The organism is Enterobacter sp. J49 (assembly GCF_002148625.1).
Classification (GTDB): domain Bacteria; phylum Pseudomonadota; class Gammaproteobacteria; order Enterobacterales; family Enterobacteriaceae; genus Enterobacter; species Enterobacter ludwigii.
In genome coordinates this window covers 663,089-684,839 of the sequence record NZ_MWPY01000037.1, presented here as the reverse complement: position 1 = coordinate 684,839, position 21,751 = coordinate 663,089, and the positions used below count along the sequence as shown (strand labels likewise).

General features: G+C 54.9%; 21 protein-coding genes. 8 read left to right on the top strand and 13 right to left on the bottom strand.

What is annotated here, in order from left to right; genetic code table 11:
- Window positions 1-450 precede the first annotated feature (450 nt).
- Genes BJP35_RS21530 through yobA form a run of 3 tightly spaced genes read right to left on the bottom strand, consistent with a single transcriptional unit; the run spans window position 451 to window position 2,048 of the window.
- Window positions 451-789, bottom strand: a complete 339-nt coding sequence (locus BJP35_RS21530; RefSeq protein ID WP_014170622.1) for a YebY family protein — start codon at window positions 787-789, stop codon at window positions 451-453.
- A 16-nt stretch (window positions 790-805) separates the two neighbouring features.
- Window positions 806-1,675 (bottom strand): copper homeostasis membrane protein CopD, encoded by an 870-nt coding sequence (gene copD / locus BJP35_RS21525; protein WP_047744841.1) that lies wholly within the window; start codon window positions 1,673-1,675, stop codon window positions 806-808.
- Window position 1,676: 1 nt separating this feature from the next.
- Window positions 1,677-2,048, bottom strand: a complete 372-nt coding sequence (gene yobA, locus BJP35_RS21520; RefSeq protein ID WP_020883407.1) for a CopC domain-containing protein YobA — start codon at window positions 2,046-2,048, stop codon at window positions 1,677-1,679.
- Window positions 2,049-2,185: 137 nt separating this feature from the next.
- On the opposite strand from yobA, the gene BJP35_RS21515 reads away from it, so the two are divergent.
- The 3 genes from BJP35_RS21515 to exoX all read left to right on the top strand — a co-directional run bounded on the left by BJP35_RS21515 (window position 2,186) and on the right by exoX (window position 3,863).
- Window positions 2,186-2,416 (top strand): DNA polymerase III subunit theta, encoded by a 231-nt coding sequence (locus BJP35_RS21515; RefSeq protein ID WP_013096102.1) that lies wholly within the window; start codon window positions 2,186-2,188, stop codon window positions 2,414-2,416.
- A 109-nt stretch (window positions 2,417-2,525) separates the two neighbouring features.
- On the top strand, window positions 2,526-3,176 hold the full coding sequence (locus BJP35_RS21510) for a carbon-nitrogen hydrolase family protein (protein ID WP_047744842.1): 651 nt from the start codon (window positions 2,526-2,528) through the stop codon (window positions 3,174-3,176).
- Window positions 3,177-3,200: 24 nt separating this feature from the next.
- Window positions 3,201-3,863: an exodeoxyribonuclease X gene (gene exoX / locus BJP35_RS21505; RefSeq protein ID WP_014170626.1), complete on the top strand. Its 663-nt coding sequence runs from the start codon at window positions 3,201-3,203 to the stop codon at window positions 3,861-3,863.
- On the opposite strand, the gene ptrB is transcribed toward exoX, so the two are convergent.
- Both ptrB and BJP35_RS21495 read right to left on the bottom strand, forming a co-directional pair.
- Window positions 3,860-5,920, bottom strand: a complete 2,061-nt coding sequence (gene ptrB / locus BJP35_RS21500) for an oligopeptidase B (protein ID WP_032678427.1) — start codon at window positions 5,918-5,920, stop codon at window positions 3,860-3,862. The two genes, exoX and ptrB, sit on opposite strands and share 4 nt — an antisense overlap.
- A gap of 85 nt (window positions 5,921-6,005) precedes the next feature.
- Window positions 6,006-6,656 (bottom strand): tellurite resistance TerB family protein, encoded by a 651-nt coding sequence (locus tag BJP35_RS21495; RefSeq protein WP_014170628.1) that lies wholly within the window; start codon window positions 6,654-6,656, stop codon window positions 6,006-6,008.
- Window positions 6,657-6,826: 170 nt separating this feature from the next.
- Between BJP35_RS21495 and purT the strand changes: the two genes are divergently transcribed.
- Window positions 6,827-8,005 carry a formate-dependent phosphoribosylglycinamide formyltransferase gene (purT, locus tag BJP35_RS21490; protein ID WP_047744843.1) on the top strand — a complete coding sequence of 393 codons (1,179 nt, stop codon included), beginning with the start codon at window positions 6,827-6,829 and terminating at the stop codon, window positions 8,003-8,005.
- 41 nt (window positions 8,006-8,046) lie between these two features.
- Here purT and kdgA read toward each other — a convergent pair whose 3' ends face one another.
- From kdgA to zwf, 3 genes are all read right to left on the bottom strand, one after another.
- The gene (gene kdgA, locus BJP35_RS21485; protein WP_020883402.1) at window positions 8,047-8,688 is read right to left on the bottom strand and encodes a bifunctional 4-hydroxy-2-oxoglutarate aldolase/2-dehydro-3-deoxy-phosphogluconate aldolase; all 642 of its coding nucleotides are present in this window, start codon (window positions 8,686-8,688) and stop codon (window positions 8,047-8,049) included.
- 39 nt (window positions 8,689-8,727) lie between these two features.
- Window positions 8,728-10,539 carry a phosphogluconate dehydratase gene (edd, locus tag BJP35_RS21480; protein WP_047744844.1) on the bottom strand — a complete coding sequence of 604 codons (1,812 nt, stop codon included), beginning with the start codon at window positions 10,537-10,539 and terminating at the stop codon, window positions 8,728-8,730.
- Between the two features lie 234 nt (window positions 10,540-10,773).
- Entirely contained in the window at window positions 10,774-12,249 is a 1,476-nt protein-coding gene (gene zwf / locus BJP35_RS21475; RefSeq protein ID WP_020883401.1) for a glucose-6-phosphate dehydrogenase, read from the bottom strand.
- 357 nt (window positions 12,250-12,606) lie between these two features.
- Between zwf and BJP35_RS21470 the strand changes: the two genes are divergently transcribed.
- Window positions 12,607-13,476 carry a MurR/RpiR family transcriptional regulator gene (locus BJP35_RS21470; RefSeq protein WP_025203851.1) on the top strand — a complete coding sequence of 290 codons (870 nt, stop codon included), beginning with the start codon at window positions 12,607-12,609 and terminating at the stop codon, window positions 13,474-13,476.
- Window positions 13,477-13,600: 124 nt separating this feature from the next.
- On the top strand, window positions 13,601-15,043 hold the full coding sequence (gene pyk / locus BJP35_RS21465; protein WP_020883399.1) for a pyruvate kinase: 1,443 nt from the start codon (window positions 13,601-13,603) through the stop codon (window positions 15,041-15,043).
- Window positions 15,044-15,095: 52 nt separating this feature from the next.
- On the opposite strand, the gene lpxM is transcribed toward pyk, so the two are convergent.
- From lpxM to znuA, 3 genes are all read right to left on the bottom strand, one after another.
- On the bottom strand, window positions 15,096-16,067 hold the full coding sequence (gene lpxM, locus BJP35_RS21460) for a lauroyl-Kdo(2)-lipid IV(A) myristoyltransferase (protein WP_032678429.1): 972 nt from the start codon (window positions 16,065-16,067) through the stop codon (window positions 15,096-15,098).
- Window positions 16,068-16,186: 119 nt separating this feature from the next.
- Window positions 16,187-17,506 carry a murein DD-endopeptidase MepM gene (mepM, locus tag BJP35_RS21455; protein WP_014170636.1) on the bottom strand — a complete coding sequence of 440 codons (1,320 nt, stop codon included), beginning with the start codon at window positions 17,504-17,506 and terminating at the stop codon, window positions 16,187-16,189.
- Between the two features lie 15 nt (window positions 17,507-17,521).
- Window positions 17,522-18,466 carry a zinc ABC transporter substrate-binding protein ZnuA gene (znuA, locus tag BJP35_RS21450; protein WP_025203849.1) on the bottom strand — a complete coding sequence of 315 codons (945 nt, stop codon included), beginning with the start codon at window positions 18,464-18,466 and terminating at the stop codon, window positions 17,522-17,524.
- Window positions 18,467-18,543: 77 nt separating this feature from the next.
- On the opposite strand from znuA, the gene znuC reads away from it, so the two are divergent.
- A complete protein-coding gene (gene znuC / locus BJP35_RS21445) occupies window positions 18,544-19,299 on the top strand; it encodes a zinc ABC transporter ATP-binding protein ZnuC (RefSeq protein WP_014170638.1) in 756 nt (251 codons plus the stop codon).
- Window positions 19,296-20,081 (top strand): zinc ABC transporter permease subunit ZnuB, encoded by a 786-nt coding sequence (gene znuB / locus BJP35_RS21440; protein WP_014170639.1) that lies wholly within the window; start codon window positions 19,296-19,298, stop codon window positions 20,079-20,081. Before znuC ends, znuB begins: the two co-directional genes overlap by 4 nt.
- Window positions 20,082-20,120: 39 nt before the next feature.
- Here znuB and ruvB read toward each other — a convergent pair whose 3' ends face one another.
- Both ruvB and ruvA read right to left on the bottom strand, forming a co-directional pair.
- Window positions 20,121-21,131: a Holliday junction branch migration DNA helicase RuvB gene (ruvB, locus tag BJP35_RS21435; RefSeq protein WP_014170640.1), complete on the bottom strand. Its 1,011-nt coding sequence runs from the start codon at window positions 21,129-21,131 to the stop codon at window positions 20,121-20,123.
- A gap of 8 nt (window positions 21,132-21,139) precedes the next feature.
- Complete coding sequence (gene ruvA / locus BJP35_RS21430) at window positions 21,140-21,751, bottom strand: Holliday junction branch migration protein RuvA (protein WP_020883395.1); 612 nt, start codon at window positions 21,749-21,751, stop codon at window positions 21,140-21,142.

Below are 21,751 nucleotides of genomic sequence, written 5' to 3'. Positions count from 1 at the left end.
CAAGCGGCAAACAGCACTGATTGTCGTCGCATGGACACAATGGGATGCAGGATAAAAGAGTGCGTGATGATCCCTAAATTTGCGTGTAAATGAATTGTGAATGTTAAAAACGGTGTGGTATAACGGGAAATACCGAATATTCAAGTTCGGACAATTTTAGGGTACTTTGGTGGCAGATCGCTGTAAGTGACTGAAATTTATAATAGATAAAAAGAGACCGAATACGATTCCTGTATTCGGTCCAGGGAAATGGCTCTTGGGAGAGAGCCGTGCGCTAAAAGTTGGCATTAATGCAGGCTAAGTCGCCTTGCCTTTTAAGAATAGATGACGACGCCAGGTTTTCCAGTCCTCAGTTAAAGCGGCCGGAAAAAAAGCGTATGAGCATCATTAAAAGTGAAAAACCGCAGTGCTTTCGCAAGCATCTGCGGTTTTTTATTGGATACCCGAAGATTAACAAAGCGTGTCTGCACGCTCGATAAACGGTGCCAGGCTCATCTTCTGCCCTGGATGCGCGGGATCATCAATCTGAATAACGCTGATTGGCTGTCCACTGCTTTTGCCGCTGGCGACCTGCTGCTCTGCGACATCATTTAAAGGGTATTGCACCAGCGTGCTTGGGTTAATCGCATACAAGGCGTGCCCCGGACGGCAGGTCAGCATCACCTCTTCACGATTAAACGCCCATTTGTCCTTACCCACTTCAAAACGGCTGACGGTAATGACCTGTGGTGCGGCCAGGGCACTCCCCGTGCAGGCCAGCAAGATGAGAGAAAGTAGTGTCTTTTTCATAGGATAGTTAACCTTGTCAGAAGGGTTCCCAGGTCGCGAACAGACTGACTGTAGCCAGCACCAGCGCACCCAGCACCACTTCTGCTTGTGTCATTCTGATAAATATTTGTTGTTCTCGCCCGCTTTGCGCACGAAACCGTGGCACCAGAAAATACCGATTTGCCAGCGCAATTACCACCATCAAAGCCACCAGCGCACATTTGAACAACAAAAATTGCACGTAACGGGCCTGCCAGGGAATATCGATACCCAGAATAAACAGCGCATTGAAAACGCCGGTAAGCACCACGCCTGCTACGGCGTTATGCCCCACGCGTGAGAAGCGCATCATGGTGTAGATTGCGGCAGGCTGCCACTGCCCTTTCGCCAGACGCATGCAAAACAGCAGCGGCAGTAATCCGCCAAGCCAGGTTGCAGCACATAACACATGAAGAGCGTGATTAAGGCGCTGTAATGCGCCCACCGCGCCTTCGTTCATTGTCGCATGCCCTACTCCCGCCAGCAGGATGAACTGTCCCATGGCGAGCAGTAACAGCCGTGAGCCTTTATGCGGTGCCAGCCATGCTGTACCGGCAGTAAGGACCGCGAGAATAATTTGCCACAGCCAGACGCTTCCAAACTGCGTCCCCAGCACGCTACGCCAGATGTCGGGGTTGACGACATCGCCCCAGCCATTCCCCATTAACCCACCCTGAAGCGTAAACATCAGGAGCGCTGTCACCAGGCTGATTAACGCCGCCATTCTCTGCTGCGACTGAAAACGCCGGGACATGAGCCGTTGCAGAGAGGAAGGAGCAAACCAGACGCTATACAGCGCATTGCCAAAAATAAGCATTAACGCGCCGAAATGGAGAAAGCGCAGCCCTACGTAGCACATCGCCAGCATGCTATTTCACGCTAAAGTGATAACTGCCTTTTGTCTTGTGGCCGTCTACCGACACCACATGCCAGTCAACCTGGTAGGTTCCGGGCGTCAACTCGCGATCCAGCGGCACATTCAGCTGCGTCTTGTCTTTCTCGTCGCGTTTAACGGCACCGGTCCTGATGGTCTGCTTTTGTGCATCCGTCACCACCACACCGCTAAAACCGGGCTCAATACCTTCTGAAAACGTCAGCGTCAGCGTACGCGGTGCCGTCACGAGGCTATCTGCTGCCGGAGTCTGTTGTTTAAGGTGAGCGTGCGCCAGCACGGAGGGTGACATCACGCAGGAGGCCAAAAAGACCAGTGCGCCTGCCGCGCGGGAAGAGGATAAACCCATCGCAATCATTCCTTTTTGTTATGCCTGTATGGCAAAGAATAACTCTGTATAATAAGCGAGTCGAGGATCATCCCACCTCTGCTTGTCATCGTCGAGCAATCGCGGTAACGTTGCCGCCGTCTAAAAAGGAGAAGGTAATGAAGATCAATCTGGCCGCCCTTCCTCAGGACGAGATGGATAAAGTGAATGTCGATCTCGCTGCCGCTGGCGTCGCATTTAAAGAGCGTTACAACATGCCCATCGTGGCTGAAGTGGTTGAACGTGAGCAACCTGCTCATCTGCGCGACTGGTTTCGCGAACGCTTAATTGCGCATCGTCTCGCCTCAGTTAACCTTTCTCGTTTACCGTACGAACCTAAAGTTAAATAAGCTTAACGAGTCGTTACACTTCCTTACGCGGAATATGGCAGGATAAGAAAACCCTGATTAAATTAGGTGTATTCTTAAATCACTGCGACTCTGTGTAAAGGAAGTCACGATGTCACAATGGAATATTGCTGCGGCCCAGTATGCCGGGCTGCACCACAGTGTAGATGAACATGTCGCGCACCATCTCCGTTTCATTGCCGAAGCGGCACGACAGCAGTGCGATTTGCTGGTATTCCCGGAGCTCTCATTAACTGGCCCAGGGACAACGACGCTCCCTGCCCCTCCCCATGATAAACAGCTGGCCCCGTTGCTAAACGCCGCGAAATTATACCGGATCACTATTATTGCCGGGCTTCCGCTCGACGTGAATGGCCATCGTCAGAAAGGCCTTGCCCTGTTTACCCCTTCTCGCCATAGCATCCTGCGCTACCCTCAGGGTCGCGGTGCAAGCCTGATCCCGGGTGATAAACAGCTGACGATCATCGATGCACATGCTGATTCACCAAATCTCGACCCGCAGGCGACGCTATTTACCAGCTGCCAGTCAGTGGGAGATAGCCGCTGGCGGCAATCCATCAGTACCCTGCAGCGATTCGCACACAAATATGCCATTGCGGTGTTAATGGCGAACGCGCGCGGCGGCAGCGCGTTATGGGATGAAAAAGGTCAGCTGATCGTCCGCGCGGACAAAGGTGAACTGCTATTGACCGGATCTCTTGGCAGACAGGGTTGGCAAGGCGATATCATTCCTTTAGGCTAGGCGTTTTAGGCTCAGGAGAGTTCAATGCTGCGCGTCATCGATACCGAAACCTGCGATCTTCAGGGCGGAATAGTGGAAGTGGCTTCTGTCGACGTGATTGATGGAAAAATAGTCAACCCAATGAGCCATCTGGTACGTCCCGACCGCCCGATCAGCCCGCAGGCAATGGCTATTCATCGCATTACAGAATCGATGGTGGCGGACAAACCGTGGATAGAAGAGGTGATACCCCATTATTACGGTAGCCCGTGGTACGTCGCGCACAACGCCAGTTTTGACCGCCGGGTGCTCCCCGACATGCCCGGAGAATGGATTTGCACGATGAAACTGGCGCGTCGTCTCTGGCCTGGGATTAAGTACAGCAATATGGCGTTGTACAAATCCCGTAAGCTGAGCGTCAGAACGCCGGAGGGTCTGCACCATCACCGCGCCCTGTATGACTGCTACATCACCGCCGCGTTACTCATTGATATTATGAATAACTCCGGCTGGACCCCAGATGATATGGCGACCATTACCGGGCGTCCGGCGTTGCTGACTACCTTCACCTTTGGCAAATACCGCGGTCGGGCGGTTTCCGATATTGCGGATAAAGATCCGGGCTATCTGCGCTGGCTCTATAACAACCTCGATAAGATGAGCCCGGAACTGCGTTTAACGCTTAAGCACTATCTTGGCGAAGCTTAACGCTCCGCACGGCCTGGCAGCGTCTCCTGCGCCAGGCCAATCAAAAACGCATACTCCAGTGCCACGCCTTCGTAAGATTTAAATCGTCCCGATTTCCCGCCGTGACCGGAGTCCATATCCGTGCACAGCAGCAACAGGTTGTCGTCGGTTTTCAGTTCCCGCAGTTTCGCCACCCATTTTGCAGGCTCCCAGTATTGCACCTGTGAATCGTGCAATCCGGTGGTTACCAGCATGTGCGGATACGCTTTCGCTTCCACATTGTCGTACGGGCTGTACTCTTTCATGTAGCGATAGTAGATCTCATCCTGCGGGTTGCCCCACTCTTCAAACTCTCCGGTCGTCAGCGGGATGGATTCATCCAGCATGGTCGTTACCACATCGACAAACGGCACCTGCGCAATAATCCCTTTAAAGCGTTCGGGACGCTGATTGATGACGGCCCCCATCAATAATCCTCCCGCGCTGCCGCCCATACCAAAGCAAAGCCCAGGATCGCCATAGCCCTGCTCAATCAACGCATCGCAGACGTCGAGATAATCATTGAAGGTATTTTTCTTTTTCAGGAATTTCCCGTCTTCATACCAGTGCTGACCCAACTCCCCGCCGCCGCGAACATGCGCAATGGCGAACACAAAACCGCGATCCAGCAGACTTAACCGGCTGCTGCTGAAATCAGCGTCCATGCTTGAGCCGTAGGAGCCGTAGCCGTAAACCAGAATCGGATTCTTACCTTTCTGGAAATGCGCCCGATGATAAACAAGCGAGACCGGCACCTCGACGCCATCGCGGGCGGTAACCCACAGGTGTTCGCTTCGGTAGTTGTCGGAATCGAACCCTTTCACTTCGGACTGTTTAAGCACCTGACGTTGCCCGGTGTCCATATCCAGCTCAAAGAGCGTATCGGGCGTGGTCATAGACGAGTAGCCGTAGCGCAGACGCGACGATTCCGGCTCAGGATTAAACCCTATCCACGTAACATAGGCCGGGTCGTCAAACGCAATCCCGATCACTTCCCTTGTTTTGCGGTTAATTTGCCGCAGGCTGGTCAGCCCCCGCTGGCGCTCCTCAACCACCAGCCAGTCGGTGAACAGCGTAAACCCTTCGAGCATCACCTGCTCCCGGGCGGGGATTAACACTTCCCACTTACGTTCATCGCGTACTTTGGTTTTGTAGAGGCCAAAGTTTTTACCCTCCCGATTAGAGCGCAGGTAAAAGCTGTGCTGGAAGTGATCGAGGCTGTATTCATGATCTTTACGCCGTGGCAGGAAGCACAGCGGCTGCGCATCAGGTAGCTCGGCGTCCAGAAGCAGAACTTCAGAGGTGGTGGCGCTGGCCAGGAAGATAATCACATAGTGGCGGGACGAGGTTTTGTGCAGGCTGACATAAAACGTTTCGTCTTTCTCTTCGTAAACCAGTTCGTCGTCAGCAGAATCCGTCCCAACGGTGTGGCGCCACACCTGATAAGGCAACAACGTGGAGGCATGCTTTTTAACGTAGTAGACCGTTTCGGAATCATTCGCCCAGACAAAGTCCGGCGAAACGTTATCCAGCATTTCCGGATACCAGTTACCGGTTTCCAGGTTGCGAAAACGCAAACCGTACTGACGACGGGAGAGGTAATCCTCCGCCAGCGCCATAATGGTGTTATCGGGGGAGATGGACATGCCGCCGAGGGTATAAAACTCGCTGTGGGCGGCGCGCTGGTTGGCATCCAGCAGGATGTCCCACTCATCCCATTCGGCGCATAACACCGACTGTCGCTGGTAGATGGGATACTCGTTGCCAGGTTCGTAGATATGGCGATATCGATAGCCATTTTTGGTCCATGGCGCGGAGATATCACGCTGGGGGATACGCTGCACCATTTCATTTAGCAGCTGATCCTGCAATGCCTGCTGGCTGGACATGACCTTGCGGCCATAGTCGTTTTCCTCGTGCAGGTAGTCGAGCACTTCTGGCCGGGAACGGGAGTCGTCCCGCAGCCAGTAATAGTTATCTATACGCGTATCGCCATGCGTGGTGATCGCATACGGAGTACGTCGGGCTTTCGGTGGCATGTCATCATTCTTTTGAGTTTTACACCCTATAAGGTTGGCAAAACCCACGCATGATGCAAGCGAAACATGGCTGCGACGGCGGCAGTTAGCCCTGTAACGCCCGTTTTTGCTCCTGAATATCCTTCTCGATCCCGTCCCGAACATCTTGTGGGATCTTCAGGGCATCACCCAGCGCATTGAGATAGCTGCGCTCCATAAAGTGATCGATATCGATGGCGGCACAGCTCAGAAAATAGAGCTCAAGCGCCTCTTCCTCATTTTTCACGCTTTGCGCCAGACGCTGCGGTTCGAGTGGCTGTTCGATGGCCTGCGCCACCAGCGCTCTGCCCTTTTCTTCGACACCGGCCTCGCGCAATTGCTGCTCAATCGCCGATCGTTCCTGGTCATCAATGTGCCCGTCGCTTTTCGCCGCGAACACCAGTGCCAGGATGAGCCTTTCGGTACGCAGATCCAGCGGCGAGGTCTGCTCACCAAAGTGGGGTTCGTCGCTGTGCGCGGTCCGCACTCTGTCCTTGTATTTGTTCCACAGTACGGTACCCGCAATAGCGCCGCCGCCCGCCAGCAGCGCGCCGGTACCATACTTTGCCAGTAACTTACGCGAGGATTTATTGGCAACCAGCAGTCCAGCCAGCCCGCCAAGCGCCCCCGGCACCAGGAGTTTGCTCAGCCCCTGCTCGCCGGATGACGACGTTTTCTGCCCCAACATGGATTGCAATTGATTTAGCCAGCCTGACATGGTTTCCCTCACTTAACGGTGAATATGTCTCCCAGCGTAAGCGAGCAGGCGTCAGGAAATGTCTGCCACGGCTAAAGAAGCGCAAATTTCTTAACCGCTCTTGGGCCCTGAACAAGACAGACGCAAACGTTTACGTTTATAATGCGCGCAACTTTTTCAGGGGGATTGTTATGACTCGTTTAGGAACCGCGCTGCGACCTGCGGCGACGCGTGTGATGCTGTTAGGATCGGGCGAACTGGGTAAAGAGGTCGCCATTGAGTGCCAGCGTTTGGGCGTGGAAGTCATTGCAGTGGATCGTTACGCTGACGCACCTGCCATGCATGTCGCCCACCGTTCTTATGTGATCAATATGCTGGATGGCGATGCCCTGCGTACGCTGATTACGCAGGAGAAACCGGATTTCGTGGTACCCGAAATTGAAGCCATTGCCACCGATACGCTGATCGCCCTTGAGCAGGAAGGCCAGCGCGTGGTGCCCTGCGCAAAAGCGGCCAAACTCACCATGAACCGCGAAGGCATTCGTCGTCTGGCGGCTGAAGAGCTGGCCTTACCTACCTCAGGCTACCGTTTTGCCGGCGATAAAGCCGCTTTCCTGCAGGCTGTCGACGAAATTGGCTACCCGTGCATCATTAAGCCCGTCATGAGCTCCTCCGGTAAAGGACAGAGCTTTATCCGCGACAGCAGCACTCTGGATAAGGCGTGGGAGTATGCCCAGCAGGGAGGACGTGCCGGTGCCGGTCGCGTGATTATCGAAAGCGTCGTAAAGTTTGATTTCGAAATCACGCTGCTGACGGTCAGCGCCGTTGATGGCGTCCATTTCTGCGATCCGATTGGCCACCGTCAGGAAGATGGCGACTATCGTGAGTCCTGGCAGCCGCAGCAGATGAGCGACCTGGCGCTGGCACGTGCGCAGGAAATTGCCCGTAAAGTGGTTCTGGCGCTGGGCGGTTACGGATTGTTTGGCGTGGAACTGTTTGTCTGCGGCGACGAGGTAATTTTCAGTGAAGTCTCCCCTCGCCCGCACGATACCGGGATGGTCACGCTGATTTCACAGGACCTTTCTGAATTCGCCCTGCATGTGCGCGCTTTCCTCGGCCTGCCCGTTGGCGGCATTCGTCAGTACGGCCCGGCGGCTTCGGCGGTGATCCTGCCGCAATTAACCAGCGAGAACGTCACCTTTGATAACGTCGAAGGGGCTATGGGTGCAGGCTTGCAGGTTCGTCTGTTCGGGAAACCGGAGATTGACGGCACACGCCGCCTTGGCGTGGCGCTAGCGACCGGTGAAAACGTGGATGAGGCTGTGGCAAGAGCCAAAACAGCCGCCGCGAACGTGAAGGTTGCAGGATAAAAAAAACGGGCCAGCAGGCCCGTTTTTCATACTGTCTTCGCTTACTGCTTCGCGCCTTCAACCGCTTCGCGAGCCAGTTTAGTGATGCGATCCCAGTCGCCTGCTTCCAGCGCATCCGCAGGAACCAGCCATGAGCCGCCGATGCACAGGACACTTTTCAGCGCCAGGTAGTCACGGTAGTTTGCCGGAGAGATACCACCCGTCGGGCAGAAGCGAACCTGAGAGAATGGACCCGCAATAGCCTGCAGCGCTTTGGTGCCGCCGTTAGCTTCAGCCGGGAAGAATTTGAACTCTTTCAGGCCGTAATCCATACCCATCATCAGTTCAGATACGGTGCTGATACCCGGGATCAGAGGGATCGTGCCTTCGGTTGCAGCTTTCAGCAGCGGCTCGGTCAGGCCAGGGCTGATAGCAAACTGCGCGCCCGCTTCGGTCACGTCAGCCAGCTGCTGTGCGTTCAGTACGGTACCCGCACCGATGATCGCGTCCGGCACTTCTTTGGCGATAGCGCGAATAGCGTCCATCGCGCAGGCGGTACGCAGGGTCACTTCCAGAACACGAACACCACCCGCAACCAGGGCTTTCGCCATCGGGACAGCATGTTCCAGCTTATTCACCACGATTACCGGCACGACAGGGCCAGTGGTCAGGATTGCTTCTGCACTTGTTTTCCAGTTTTTCATCAGAGTTTTCTCTCGCCAGATCGATAAAATCAAGTCGTCTTAAAACGTAATACAGGTTGCGCCCTGCTCCGCACCGGAGAGTTTCTCACGCAGCGCGCCAAACATTTCGCGTCCGGTTCCCACGCGCGATGCGCTCAGGTCAGGAATATGTGGCTTACGTGCCGCCAGTTCAGCGTCATCCACCAGCAGGGTTAACTCACCTGTCTGACCGTTAACGCGGATCATGTCTCCATCACGAACTTTCGCCAGCAAACCGCCGTCGTAAGCTTCCGGGGTCACGTGGATAGCAGAAGGCACTTTACCTGATGCGCCAGAGAGGCGTCCATCGGTCACTAACGCAATTTTGAAACGGCGGTCCAATAATACACCAAGTGGCGGCATAAGTTTATGTAATTCTGGCATCCCGTTCGCTTTTGGCCCCTGATGGCGCACCACAACGACGCAATCTTTGTCGAGCAGACCGGCATCAAACGCAGGCAAAACGTCATGCTGGCTTTCAAACACCACGGCCGGCGCTTCGATAATCTGGTTCTCTTCCGGTACGGCGGAGGTTTTCATCACCGCACGCCCCAGGTTACCGCTGAGTACTTTGGTGCCGCCGTGACGAGAGAACGGTTGTTCAAAGGTGGCGATAACCTGTGCGTCAAGCGAGGCTGTGGCGCCTTCACGCCAGTCAAGCTCACCGTTATTGAGCCACGGCTCATGGGTATAACGCTGCAAACCAAAGCCCGCCACGGTGTTCACATCTTCATGCAGCAGACCGCCTTTCAGCAGCTCGCGCATCAGCACCGGCACGCCACCGGCAGCCTGGAAGTGGTTGATGTCAGCCGGGCCGTTCGGGTACAGGCGCGCCATCAGTGGCACCACAGACGAGATATCAGAGAAATCATCCCAGTTAATCAGGATGCCCGCCGCGCGCGCCATCGCCACCAGATGCATGGTGTGGTTGGTTGAACCGCCGGTTGCCAGCAGCGCAACGATACCGTTGACGATCACTTTCTCGTCGACCATTTTACCCAGCGGCATCCACGCGTTGCCGTTACCGGTCAGACGCGTTACCTGGCGGGCAGCTGTTTCAGTCAGGGCCTTACGCAGTGGCGCATCCGGCTGAATGAAAGAGGACCCAGGAAGCTGCATCCCCATAAATTCCACCACCATCTGGTTGGTGTTGGCCGTACCGTAGAAAGTACAGGTACCCGGCGCATGGTAGGAGGCGGCTTCCGCTTCCAGCAGTGCCTGACGGTCTGCTTTACCTTCCGCATACAGCTGACGGATACGCACTTTTTCTTTGTTTGGCAGGCCGCTTGCCATCGGACCTGACGGCACGAAGATCGCAGGCAGATGACCAAACGACAGCGCTGCCATGGCCAGCCCCGGGACGATTTTATCGCACACGCCGAGGTACAGCGCGCCATCAAACATATTGTGAGACAGGCCCACTGCGGCCGACATCGCAATCACTTCGCGGCTCAGCAGAGAGAGCTCCATCCCATCCTGACCCTGCGTCACGCCGTCGCACATGGCTGGCACGCCGCCCGCGACCTGGCCTACCGCATTGACGCTGTGCAGCGCTTTACGGATGATCTCCGGATACACTTCGTACGGCTGATGCGCAGAAAGCATGTCGTTGTAGGAGGTAATGATGGCGATATTGTTACGCAGCATGCTTTTCAGCGAGGCTTTATCGTCGGGCTGGCAGGCGGCGAAACCGTGCGCCAGGTTACCGCAGGCGAGTTGTGAGCGATGAACGGTATTACTTTTAGCCTGTTCAATCCGGGCGAGGTAGGCAGAACGGGTCTCTTTCGAGCGCTCAATAATGCGTTGTGTTACGCGTAACAATGTCGGATTCATAAAAGCTCCTCTAATTTATCTGTCCGGGCTCGGGAGTTTACAAAGTCGCTGGCGATTATTAACAACGCTGAAACGCTTGCTGTCCGGAGCTCAGGGGCAAAATCACTTCCGGCAGTGTAATAAAAAAAGCTCCGCGGGTGAATCCACGCGGAGCTTAAAAGTTTATAAATTGTGCCACGAACTGTGTTAGATCATGTTACCGGTAAAATAACACCTAAGAGGCAGCTGATAATTTTACTCAAACTCATTCCAGGAGCGGCCATCACGGGTGATCATCGCGACGGACGCGACAGGCCCCCAGGTGCCCGCCTGATACGGTTTCGGCGCATCCTGATCCGCAGCCCAGGCTTCAGTGATGGAGTCGACCCATTTCCACGCCTCTTCCACTTCATCACGACGCACGAACAGCGCCTGGATACCGCGCATGGTTTCCAGCAGCAGACGCTCGTAAGCATCTGCAAGGTGCGTCTGATTGAACGTTTCGGAGTAGCTCAGGTCCAGCTTGGTGGTCTGCAGGTTATGTTTATGATCCAGGCCCGGCACTTTGTTCAGGATCTGGATGTCCACCCCTTCGTCTGGCTGCAGACGAATGGTCAGTTTGTTCTGCGGCAGCTCCTGCCAGGACTCTTTGAACAGGTTGAGTTCAGGGTTTTTGAAGTAAACGACCACTTCAGAGCATTTGGTCGGCAGACGTTTACCGGTACGCAGGTAGAACGGAACGCCCGCCCAGCGCCAGTCATCGATATCCACGCGGATCGCCACAAACGTCTCGGTATTGCTCGCCTTGTTGGCACCCTCTTCTTCCAGGTAGCCCGGCACTTTTTTACCCTGAGCAAACCCTGCGGTGTACTGGCCGCGTACCGTTTTCTCACGCACGTTTGAGCGATCGATGCGACGCAGTGACTTCAGCACTTTCACTTTAGCATCACGGATGCTGTCCGCCGTCAGGTCAGACGGTGGAGACATGGCAATCATGCAAAGGATTTGCAGCAGGTGGTTCTGGATCATGTCGCGCATCTGACCGGCCTGGTCAAAGTAACCCCAGCGGCCTTCGATACCTACCTCTTCGGCCACGGTGATTTCCACATGGTCGATGGTACGGTTGTCCCAGTTATTCACAAACAGGGAGTTGGCAAAACGCAGCGCCAGCAGGTTCAGTACCGTCTCTTTACCGAGATAGTGGTCGATACGGTAGACCTGGCACTCTTCGAAGTACTCGCCGACCTGGTCATTAATTTCGCGGGAGGTTGAAAGAGAGGTCCCCAGCGGTTTCTCCATCACCACGCGTGCCGGTTTAGCGTTCAGCTTCGCTTCGCCCAGACCTTTGCAGATTGCACCGAAAGTGCTTGGTGGCATGGCGAAGTAGTTAATGGTGACACGGTTTTTCTGATCCAACATCGCGCCTAAACGGTTAAACGCGCTGACGTCGTTCACGTCCAGGTTACAGAAATCAAGACGTCCGCTCAGGGTATCCCACAAACTTTCATCAATCTTTTCCTTCATGAACGTTTCGAGCGCCTCGCGTACGACCTTGGTATAAGCTTCCTTGTCCCAGTCGGCGCGCCCAACGCCCAGGATACGCGTATCCGGATGAATTTGGCCCGCTTTCTCCAGTTGATACAGGGAAGGCAGCAATTTCCGGCGTGCAAGATCGCCTTTCGCGCCGAAAATGACCAGGTCACATGCCTGGGCTGTTTGCGTTACCGCCATGTCATTCTCCTCAGTTGGATCACCTGGTACTTCTGCCAGGTATCGTTGTAATTTTATTACGTTGCACTGTACTGCTTTTACGTCATTCCCGAAACCATTAGCGCTTAACCTCGCGTGCGATACCGCGATTTTTTCGCCGTCAGACGCGTGTGGTGGCGAAATCACGCAAAAAGCGTTGATTCTTTGAACTACAGGGTCATAACAAAACCCGACACCGATCAAGTAATGAAAAAAAACAACAACATTATCTTGTCGACTGTTACCCTTTATGGAAGCCACAGGGGTAATATCGGCTAAATCGAATCATGATTTCATGAATTAATGAAATCGTTTCCACCCATGAGCGCCCTGTTAACAATGAACATGCTGGAAAAAATCCAGTTCCAACTGGAACACCTTAGCAAATCCGAGCGAAAAGTGGCCGAAGTCATTCTTGCTGCTCCTGCTCAGGCGATTCATTCAAGCATCGCCGCTCTGGCGCAGGAGGCAGGCGTCAGCGAACCGACGGTTAACCGCTTCTGCCGTAGCCTTGAAACGCGCGGCTTTCCTGATTTTAAACTGCATCTTGCACAAAGTCTGGCAAACGGCACGCCTTATGTTAATCGCAATGTGGATGAAGACGACAGTGTTGATGCCTATACGGCGAAAATATTTGAGTCGGCCATGGCTACGCTGGACCACGTTCGCCAGTCCCTGGATATGAATTCCGTGAACCGCGCGGTGGATTTACTGACCCAGGCCAAGCGCATTGCGTTCTTTGGCCTCGGCTCGTCGGCGGCCGTGGCGCATGACGCCATGAATAAATTCTTCCGCTTTAACGTCCCGGTCATTTATTCCGATGACATTGTCCTGCAACGCATGAGCTGTATGAATTGCAGTGAAGATGATGTCGTGGTACTCATTTCGCACACCGGGCGCACCAAAAGCCAGGTGGAGCTGGCGCAACTGGCGCGTGAAAACGATGCCATGGTTATTGCCCTCACGACGGCGGGCACGCCGCTGGCAAGAGAAGCAACGCTCGCCATCACCCTTGACGTCCCGGAAGACACCGACATGTATATGCCGATGGTCTCCCGTCTGGCGCAGCTCACGGTGATTGACGTGCTGGCAACCGGTTTCACCCTGCGTCGTGGCGCAAAATTCAGAGATAACTTGAAGCGTGTCAAGGAAGCGCTTAAGGAATCGCGTTTTGATAAAGAATTGCTTATGAAAAGCGATGTTCCCTAAATAGTTTAATAACTACGATGTAACGATTTACGGCATTCGGTCCTCTCTCTGTTGCCTTGCAGCAGATGAAGGCCGATTTAATGTTCACGCAACACCAAAGTTGTTTCAGTCAACGGAGTATTACATGTCCAGAAGGCTTCGCAGAACCAAGATCGTAACCACCTTAGGCCCGGCCACTGACCGCGATAACAATCTCGAGAAAATTATCGCCGCGGGTGCCAACGTGGTGCGTATGAACTTCTCTCACGGTACGCCAGAAGACCATAAATTACGTGCCGACAAAGTGCGTGAAATTGCGGCCAAACTTGGCCGTCATGTTGCTATCCTCGGGGACCTGCAGGGTCCAAAAATTCGTGTTTCAACCTTCAAAGAAGGTAAAGTCTTCCTCAATATCGGTGATAAATTCCTGCTCGATGCCAACCTGGGTAAAGGCGAAGGCGATAAAGAAAAAGTTGGGATCGACTATAAAGGTCTGCCGGCTGACGTTGTGCCTGGCGATATCCTGCTGCTCGACGACGGTCGCGTTCAGCTGAAAGTGCTGGAAGTTCAGGGGATGAAGGTTTTCACCGAAGTCACCGTCGGCGGCCCGCTCTCAAACAACAAAGGCATTAACAAACTTGGCGGTGGCCTCTCAGCCGAAGCGCTGACCGATAAAGACAAAGCGGATATCGTGACCGCTGCGCTGATTGGCGTTGACTATCTGGCCGTCTCCTTCCCGCGCTGTGGCGAAGACCTGAACTACGCGCGCCGTCTGGCACGTGATGCGGGCTGTGATGCCAAAATCGTTGCTAAAGTGGAACGTGCGGAAGCCGTTTGCGATCAGGACGCGATGGATGACGTGATTCTGGCGTCTGACGTGGTGATGGTTGCCCGTGGCGATCTGGGCGTGGAAATTGGCGACCCTGAGCTGGTGGGGATCCAGAAAGCCCTGATCCGCCGTGCACGTCAGCTTAACCGCGCCGTGATCACCGCAACCCAGATGATGGAATCCATGATCACCAACCCAATGCCGACCCGTGCAGAGGTGATGGACGTGGCTAACGCCGTGCTGGACGGTACCGATGCCGTAATGCTTTCTGCAGAAACCGCAGCCGGCCAGTACCCTGCTGAAACCGTAGCCGCGATGGCACGCGTTTGCCTGGGTGCTGAAAAGATCCCAAGCATCAACGTCTCTAAACACCGTCTGGACGTGCAGTTCGACAACGTGGAAGAAGCGATTGCGATGTCTGCCATGTACGCCGCTAACCACCTGAAAGGCGTAACGGCGATTATCACCATGACCGAATCTGGCCGTACCGCGCTGATGACTTCCCGTATCAGCTCCGGTCTGCCCATCTTCGCCATGTCTCGCCACGAGCGTACGCTGAACCTGACGGCGCTGTATCGCGGTGTCACGCCGGTGCACTTCGACAGCACCAACGACGGTGTCGCGGCTGCCCACGACGCCGTGAACCTGCTGCGCGACAAAGGCTATCTGGTCTCCGGTGATATCGTGATTGTGACTCAGGGTGACGTGATGAGCACCATCGGCTCGACCAATACCACTCGTGTATTGACCGTCGAGTAAGCACGCCCCTGTTAAAAAGCCCGCTCTTTTCGGAGCGGGCTTTTTTTTCTGCTTATTTCTTCGGGAAAAGCTCTTTGCGTTTGTACGGCTCTGTTTCACCGGGCTTACGCGTTTTGAGCAACTTCAGTATCCACGTGTATTGCTCAGCATGCGGTCCCACCAGAATCTCGACCTCTTCGTTCATTCGGCGCGCAATGGTGTGATCGTCCGCCGTCAGTAAATCATCCATCGGTGGACGCACTTCAATGCTCAGGCGATGGGTTTTCCCGTCGTATACCGGAAACAGCGGAATGACGCGCGCACGGCAGACTTTCATCAGACGGCCAATCGCCGGCAACGTGGCTTTATACGTCGCGAAGAAATCCACAAACTCACTGTGCTCGGGGCCGTGGTCCTGATCCGGCAGATAGTAACCCCAGTAGCCCTGACGCACGGACTGTATAAACGGTTTGATGCCATCATTACGCGCATGCAGACGGCCACCAAAACGGCGTCGCACGGTGTTCCAGACGTAATCAAAGATCTTATTGCCCTGGTTATGGAACATTGCCGCCATTTTCTGCCCCTGTGACGCCATCAGCATTGCAGGAATATCCACACCCCAGCCGTGAGGAACGAGGAAGATCACCTTCTCGTTGTTGCGGCGCATCTCTTCGATGATTTCCAGCCCTTTCCAGTCAACTCGCGTCTGAACTTTCTCCGGTCCCTTGAGCGCCAGTTCGGCCATCATTGCCATGGCCTGCGGCGCGGTCGTGTACATGTCGTCAATCAGCGCTTCACGCTCGGCGTCACTCTTCTCCGGGAAACAGTACAGGAGGTTAATCTGCGCACGGCGACGGGCACTTTTACCAAACCGACCCGCCAGGCGGCCTATTTTTCCCAGTACCGGATCGCGAACCGAGGCAGGTAACATCGCAATCCCCGCAAATGCGTAAACGCCAAGCCAGGCACTCCAGTTGCGCGGGTGGCGAAAAGATTTTTCAAACTCAGGAATGTACTCAATATTGTTTTTTTGGGTTTCCATGCTGGTTCCAGGGTCTGGTGACGCAAAATTTCATTCAGATAGTGTAGCGAGGCAGCCGCTCGCGTACAAAACAAAAAGCCGGCACATACTGAGGCCGGCTTTTTCACTAAACAGAGGGCTTAATCAAAGCGCAGCTGCGGAATCACCTCTTTCACCTGCGCCAGGTAATCGGAACGATCTTTACCTGTCAGGCCTTCGGTACGCGGCAGTTTCGCCGTAAGCGGGTTCACTGCCTGTTGGTTAATCCACACCTCATAGTGCAAATGCGGCCCGGTAGAGCGCCCGGTATTCCCGGAAAGCGCGATACGGTCGCCACGTTTCACTTTCTGGCCCGGCTTAACCAGCAGCTTACGCAGGTGCATATAGCGGGTGGTGTAGGTACGACCATGACGCACCGCGACATAATACCCGGCCGCACCGCTGCGTTTTGCAATCACCACTTCGCCATCACCCACAGCCAGCACAGGTGTCCCCTGCGGCATGGCAAAGTCAACGCCACGGTGCGGCGCAACGCGCCCGGTGACCGGGTTCAAACGGCGCGGGTTAAAGTTGGATGAGACACGGAATTGTTTAGCCGTCGGGAAGCGCAGGAAGCCCTTCGCAAGCCCGGTACCGCTGCGGTCGTAGAACTTACCGTCTTCGGCACGAATGGCGTAGTAATCTTTGCCATCAGAGCGCAGACGCACACCCACCAGCTGGCTCTGCTCACGCTTGCCGTCAAGCATTTCACGGGACATGAGGACGGAGAATTCATCGCCTTTCTTCAGTTTGCGGAAGTCCATTTGCCACTGCATAGCTTTGATTACCGAGCTGATCTCGGCGCTGGTCAGCCCCGCATCGCGCGCGCTGGAGACGAAGCTTGCGCCTACGGTCCCTTTCATCACGCTGTTCACCCAGTCGCCTTTCTGCATTTCGCTGGTCATTTTGAAACCGTTTGCAGTGCGATCGTAGGTGCGGGTTTCGCGACGGGACATCTCCCAGGTCAGGCGTTGCAGATCGCCATCAGCGGTTAACGTCCAGGAGAGCTGTTGACCAATTTTCAGGTTACGAAGATCTTTATCAGCCGCCGCCAGCTGGCTGATGTTTCCCATGTCGATACCGTACTGGTTCAGAACGCTGCTTAACGTATCACCCGTCGAAACGACATATTCGTGGATCCCCGCTTCATTCTCGGTTTTATCGTCCAGCTCATCCTGCGGGATGGCTTCATCTTCCTGAGCCGCCTGGTCGATAGGTTCACTGGCCTCAGGGAGGAGAGAGCGGATCTCGCTCTTCTCAAGCTCGATGGTTTTGATGATTGGGGCAGAACTCGGATGGTAAACATAGGGCCGCCAGACGGCGACCGCTAACGTGAGAACTGTAAGAGACCCCAGCATAACGCGATGGGGTCGAGGCAGATTGTTAAATGCCAGGGCGACAGAGCGGGCTATCTGTTGCACGTATTCACTTCCTCGTTAATCTCCTTTCAGGCAGCTCGCATACTGGTTCGCCAGTTGGCTGAGAAACTGCGAATAGCTCGCTTTGCTCAACTGGATATTCGTTCCTAGCGGGTCAAGGGTTCCCATGCGCACGGATGTTCCCCTGGCCACGGCTTCTACGACCGCTGGCCTGAACTGTGGCTCAGCAAAAACGCATGTCGCTTTCTGCTCAACCAACTGTGTTCTGATTTCATGTAAACGCTGCGCACCAGGTTGAATTTCAGGGTTGACGGTAAAGTGCCCCAGCGGGGTCAGGCCGTAGTGTTTCTCGTAATAGCCATAGGCGTCATGAAAAACGAAATACCCTTTTCCTTTCAACGGTGCGAGCTCATTACCCACCTGCTTATCGGTTGCGGCTAATTGTGCCTCAAAATCCTTCAGGTTGGCGTCTAGTTTGGCTCGACTTTGCGGCATAAGTTCCACTAATTTGTCATGGATTGCAACCGCCGAAAGCCGCGCTATCTCTGGGGATAGCCAAAGGTGCATGTTGTACTCGCCGTGATGGTGATCCCCATCACCTTTTTCGCCGTCGGCGTGTCCGGCATCATGTTCATCACCATCGTCGTCAGCCCCTTTCATGAGCAACGGTTTCACGCCCGGGAGTTCGGCAATGGCGACCTGTTTTTCGCCCGGTACCTGTTTTGCCGACTTCTGCATAAACGCTTCCATCTCTGGACCAATCCAGACAACTAAGTCCGCGTTTTGTAAGCGTTTTACATCAGATGGACGCAGGGAATAATCATGCTCGGAAGCCCCATCAGGGAGCAGAACCTGGGTGTCAGTAACCCCATCTGCAATCGCGGAAGCAATGAAACCGAGCGGTTTAAGCGAAGCGACAACAGCAGCGTTAACATCTTGTGCTGTTGAACCCCAAAGGGCAGCGGATAATGCTGCGAAAAGAAGCGTATTTTTATGTAACATAATGCGACTAATCATCGTAATGAATGCGTGGGATGTGATATTATAACATTCGTTGACTTCTGCAAGCTTAAATTGACATGACGACTTTGGTTTCTCTCGACAATATTTCGGTCTCATTTGGCCAACGCCGCGTCCTCTCTGACGTGTCGCTGGATCTGAAACCCGGCAAAATTCTGACGCTGCTCGGCCCCAATGGCGCAGGGAAATCCACCCTGGTGCGCGTGGTGCTGGGTCTGGTAACACCTGACGAAGGGGTTATCCGCCGTGAGGAAAAATTACGCATCGGCTATGTGCCGCAAAAACTCCACCTCGACGCCACACTGCCGCTGACGGTTAGCCGCTTCCTGCGTCTGCGCCCCGGGACACATAAAGCCGATATTCTTCCGGCGCTGAAACGCGTGCAGGCAGGCCATCTGATTGATGCCCCACTGCAGAAACTGTCCGGCGGTGAAACCCAGCGCGTATTGCTTGCCCGCGCCCTGTTGAGCAGCCCACAGCTTCTGGTGCTGGATGAGCCGACGCAGGGTGTGGACGTCAATGGTCAGGTCGCACTTTATGATTTAATCGACCAGCTACGCCGCGAACTCAACTGTGCGGTGCTGATGGTTTCCCACGATCTCCATCTGGTGATGGCCAAGACCGACGAAGTGCTGTGCCTTAACCATCACATCTGCTGTTCCGGCACGCCGGAAGTGGTGTCAATGCACCCTGAATTCATCTCCATGTTCGGCCCTCGCGGCGCTGAGCAGCTGGGAATTTATCGCCATCATCACAATCACCGCCATGATTTACAGGGACGAATTGTCCTGCGCCGGGGAAATGGACACTCATGATTGAACTGTTACTGCCCGGCTGGCTGGCCGGGATTATGCTTGCCTGCGCCGCGGGCCCGCTGGGCTCGTTTGTGGTGTGGCGCAGAATGTCCTATTTTGGCGATACGCTGGCACACGCATCTCTGCTGGGCGTTGCCTTTGGCCTGTTACTGGACGTGAATCCCTTCTACGCGGTGATTGTGGTCACGCTGCTGCTGGCCGCAGGGCTGGTATGGCTGGAAAAGCGCCCTCACCTCGCCATCGATACGCTGCTTGGTATTATGGCCCACAGCGCCCTGTCGCTGGGTCTGGTGGTCGTGAGCCTGATGTCGAACATTCGTGTTGATCTGATGGCCTACCTGTTCGGTGACCTGCTGGCCGTGACGCCTGAAGATCTGATCTCCATCGCCGCTGGTGTGGTGGTCGTGCTGGGTATTCTGCTCTGGCAGTGGCGTAATTTGCTGGCGATGACCGTCAGCCCGGATCTGGCGTTTGTCGACGGCGTGAAGCTGCAGCGCGTGAAGCTATTGCTGATGCTGGTGACGGCGTTAACGATTGGTGTGGCGATGAAATTCGTCGGCGCGCTGATCATCACTTCCCTGCTGATTATCCCCGCGGCCACTGCGCGTCGTTTTGCCCGTACGCCGGAGCAAATGGCCGGTGTCGCGGTTATCATCGGGATGATTGCGGTAACGGGAGGGTTAACCTTCTCGGCGTTCTACGATACCCCTGCAGGCCCGTCTGTGGTGCTGTGTGCGGCGCTGCTGTTTATCTTCAGTATGATGAAGAAGCCTGCAAGCTGATCGCCTCTCCCCTCTCCCACCCGGGAGAGGGAACCTCTGCTACGGCATCGCTGGCGGGGTAATACCAAAATGGTTCCACGCCCGCACCGTTGCCATACGACCGCGCGGGGTACGTTGCAAGAAACCCTGCTGGATCAGATACGGCTCAAGCACATCTTCAATTGTCTCGCGCTCTTCACCAATCGCTGCCGCCAGGTTATCCAGTCCGACCGGACCGCCAAAGAACTTATCCAGTACCGCCAGCAACAGCTTACGGTCCATGTAGTCAAAGCCTTCAGCATCCACATTCAGCATATCCAGCGCCTGCGCTGCAATCTCAGCCGAAATCGTGCCATCGTGCTTTACTTCGGAAAAGTCACGTACGCGACGCAACAGGCGGTTCGCAATACGCGGCGTCCCCCGGGAGCGCTTCGCTACCTCAAACGCCCCTTCCTCGCTCATCTCCAGCCCCATATAGCGGGCACTGCGGCCAACGATATGCTGAAGATCCGCAACCTGATAGAACTCCAGACGCTGAACGATACCAAAACGATCGCGAAGCGGAGAGGTCAATGACCCGGCGCGCGTCGTCGCGCCAATCAGGGTAAACGGAGGCAGATCGATTTTGATGGAACGTGCTGCCGGACCTTCACCGATCATGATGTCCAGCTGGTAATCTTCCATTGCCGGATAGAGCACCTCTTCCACGACCGGCGACAGACGGTGGATCTCATCGATAAACAGCACGTCATGCGGCTCAAGGTTGGTCAACATTGCCGCCAGATCGCCCGCTTTTTCCAGCACCGGGCCAGAGGTTGTGCGCAGGTTAACGCCCATTTCATTGGCGACAATGTTCGCCAGCGTGGTTTTCCCCAGACCGGGGGGGCCAAAAATGAGCAGGTGATCGAGTGCATCGCCACGCAGTTTTGCCGCCTGGATGAAGATCTCCATCTGAGAACGAACCTGCGGCTGGCCAATATACTCATCAAGCAGTTTCGGGCGGATGGCGCGATCCACCACGTCTTCTGCCTGAAGGGTGCCTGCCGATACCAGGCGATCTGCTTCAATCATCCTTTACCTCACAATGCCGCGCGTAGCGCTTCACGAATCAGGGTTTCACTGCTGGCATCCGGTTTGGCAATTTTGCTCACCATCCGGCTGGCCTCCTGAGGTTTATATCCCAGCGCCACCAGCGCAGCAACCGCTTCCTGTTCTGCATCGTCAGAGGCTTGTGCGCCCGGCGAGGTAAGCACCAGATCAGCGGCTGGCGTAAACAGATCGCCATGCAGACCTTTAAAGCGGTCTTTCATCTCGACAATCAGACGCTCCGCGGTTTTCTTGCCGATACCCGGGAGTTTAATCAACGCAGCAGGATCTTCGCGCTCAACGGCATTGACGAACTGCGGAGCGGACATGCCGGACAAAATAGCCAGCGCCAGCTTCGGCCCGACGCCGTTGGTTTTGATCAGCTCGCGAAACAGCATCCGTTCCTGTTTGTTGTTGAAGCCATACAGCAACTGGGCATCTTCACGCACCACAAACTGGGTAAAGACAATCGCCTCTTTGCCCGCGTCCGGCAACTCATAGAAGCAGGTCATCGGCATATGGACTTCATAGCCCACGCCACCGACTTCCAGCAGCACTAACGGGGGTTGTTTTTCAATGATGATGCCTCTGAGTCTGCCTATCAC

Bases quoted from the DNA above. Each gene is read 5' to 3' on its own strand.
- BJP35_RS21530 (WP_014170622.1), bottom strand. From the start codon at position 789: ATGAAAAAGACACTACTTTCTCTCATCTTGCTGGCCTGCACGGGGAGT.
- copD (WP_047744841.1), bottom strand. From the start codon at position 1,675: ATGCTGGCGATGTGCTACGTAGGGCTGCGCTTTCTCCATTTCGGCGCG.
- yobA (WP_020883407.1), bottom strand. From the start codon at position 2,048: ATGGGTTTATCCTCTTCCCGCGCGGCAGGCGCACTGGTCTTTTTGGCC.
- BJP35_RS21515 (WP_013096102.1), top strand. From the start codon at position 2,186: ATGAAGATCAATCTGGCCGCCCTTCCTCAGGACGAGATGGATAAAGTG.
- BJP35_RS21510 (WP_047744842.1), top strand. From the start codon at position 2,526: ATGTCACAATGGAATATTGCTGCGGCCCAGTATGCCGGGCTGCACCAC.
- exoX (WP_014170626.1), top strand. From the start codon at position 3,201: ATGCTGCGCGTCATCGATACCGAAACCTGCGATCTTCAGGGCGGAATA.
- ptrB (WP_032678427.1), bottom strand. From the start codon at position 5,920: ATGCCACCGAAAGCCCGACGTACTCCGTATGCGATCACCACGCATGGC.
- BJP35_RS21495 (WP_014170628.1), bottom strand. From the start codon at position 6,656: ATGTCAGGCTGGCTAAATCAATTGCAATCCATGTTGGGGCAGAAAACG.
- purT (WP_047744843.1), top strand. From the start codon at position 6,827: ATGACTCGTTTAGGAACCGCGCTGCGACCTGCGGCGACGCGTGTGATG.
- kdgA (WP_020883402.1), bottom strand. From the start codon at position 8,688: ATGAAAAACTGGAAAACAAGTGCAGAAGCAATCCTGACCACTGGCCCT.
- edd (WP_047744844.1), bottom strand. From the start codon at position 10,539: ATGAATCCGACATTGTTACGCGTAACACAACGCATTATTGAGCGCTCG.
- zwf (WP_020883401.1), bottom strand. From the start codon at position 12,249: ATGGCGGTAACGCAAACAGCCCAGGCATGTGACCTGGTCATTTTCGGC.
- BJP35_RS21470 (WP_025203851.1), top strand. From the start codon at position 12,607: ATGAACATGCTGGAAAAAATCCAGTTCCAACTGGAACACCTTAGCAAA.
- pyk (WP_020883399.1), top strand. From the start codon at position 13,601: ATGTCCAGAAGGCTTCGCAGAACCAAGATCGTAACCACCTTAGGCCCG.
- lpxM (WP_032678429.1), bottom strand. From the start codon at position 16,067: ATGGAAACCCAAAAAAACAATATTGAGTACATTCCTGAGTTTGAAAAA.
- znuA (WP_025203849.1), bottom strand. From the start codon at position 18,466: ATGTTACATAAAAATACGCTTCTTTTCGCAGCATTATCCGCTGCCCTT.
- znuC (WP_014170638.1), top strand. From the start codon at position 18,544: ATGACGACTTTGGTTTCTCTCGACAATATTTCGGTCTCATTTGGCCAA.
- znuB (WP_014170639.1), top strand. From the start codon at position 19,296: ATGATTGAACTGTTACTGCCCGGCTGGCTGGCCGGGATTATGCTTGCC.
- ruvB (WP_014170640.1), bottom strand. From the start codon at position 21,131: ATGATTGAAGCAGATCGCCTGGTATCGGCAGGCACCCTTCAGGCAGAA.